We start from the raw sequence: 1,443 nt of genomic DNA on the forward strand, positions 1-1,443 counted from the left end.
TGAACTGACCCCCAATAGTTGGACGGTTCATTCAGCCGGCGCCCACGGCCTGAGTCCTGTACTGTACGGGGCTCAGGCCTTTTAGTCTCTGCTTCATCCGGTGATGGTTGTAATAGTGGATGTAGTCGGCAATGCCTCGCTGCAACTGCTCAACGGTATCAAACCGGTTCAAATGGAAGTACTCGGCCTTCAGGGTACCGAAGAAGCTCTCCATCGCCGCATTATCCAAGCAGTTTCCCTTGCGCGACATGCTACGGAGTATCCGCTGCTCCACTACCAGACGGCGATAGCTGGGATGTCGATAATGCCATCCCTGGTCCGAGTGGAGCAGCGGCCGATCCCCTGGCATCAGCCTGGCAAAGGCTTTCTTCAGCATACCCTTCACCAAGTCGAACACCGGGCGCGGTCCTGTCTGAAAGGCAATGATCTCTCCGTTATACAGATCCATGACCGGTGACAGGTAAAGCTTCTGGCCATTGACCTTGAATTCGGTGATGTCCGTCACCCACCGCTGATGGGGACGCTGAGCCTGAAACCGACGCTGCAATGTATTGGGAGCGGCGCAGCCTTCCGCCCCTCGGTAGGCACGATATCGCTTGGGGCGAACCAGGGACTTCAAGCCCAGCTGGTGCATCAGCCGCTGGACGGTCTTGTGGTTGATCGTCTCTCCTGCCTGGCGCAGGACAGCGGTGATGCGCCGGTAGCCATAGCGCCCTTTGTGGCGGTCGTAGATCGCCCGGATACGCATCTTCAGCGAAGCATACCGATCGCCAACGCCCAAGGCCTGGATCTGGTAGTAGAACGTGCTGCGCGGTAGCTCAGCTGCACGCAACAGCAGAGCCAGCGGATGTTCATGCCTTAACCCTTGGACGGCCCAGGCTTTTTGCCCCGCGTCGCCGCCCCCTTTTCCCGGATCAAGGCATCGAGCTTTTTTAGGTAGGCATTCTCGGCACGCAGATACGCCAACTCCTTGAGCAACTCCTCCTGGGAGCGCTCATCATCAGGCGGGGGCGGTGGGGAAGGCGGCTTCTTGGTCATCGGGCGGCGTCCCTTGCGCTTTGGCTCTAGTGCAGTCAGACCACCACTATGGTACTGACGCTCCCATCTGCCAATGGCGCCGAGCTCGCGGATATCGAACAGAGCCTCCGCCTGACGCTGTGACAAGCCATCTCGCCACATCGTCTCAAGGACCTGCAGCTTGAAAGTCGCGCTGTGGTGCGTGTATTGCTTGCGCAGGCCCGCCACGCCATGCTGACGGTATCTATCCCGCCATCTCCGTACCAGGGAATGGTCCAGGCCATGCTGGCGGGCCACCTCCCTCAAGCTGGTGTCATCGTGCAAACACTGCTGCACCACCAGCAGCTTGAACCCCTCATCGTATCGATTGCTCATAAAAACACCCCGAAGGTTGGATTGGGTGTCCAACTTTCGGGGTGCAGTTCA

General features: G+C 58.8%; 1 protein-coding gene. It reads right to left on the bottom strand.

All coding sequences use genetic code 11. The features are described from left to right. Positions 1 to 31 precede the first annotated feature (31 nt). Positions 32 to 1,392, bottom strand: a protein-coding gene (locus tag HOP59_RS23415) for an IS3 family transposase (RefSeq protein ID WP_234255746.1) whose coding sequence is annotated in 2 segments (ribosomal slippage) — positions 32 to 936 and positions 936 to 1,392 — 1,362 coding nt in all. Because the reading frame shifts where the segments join, the coding sequence is not laid out codon by codon here. Positions 1,393 to 1,443 lie beyond the last annotated feature (51 nt).

Origin of the sequence: Billgrantia aerodenitrificans (assembly GCF_021404405.1) — a bacterium.
Classification (GTDB): domain Bacteria; phylum Pseudomonadota; class Gammaproteobacteria; order Pseudomonadales; family Halomonadaceae; genus Halomonas; species Halomonas aerodenitrificans.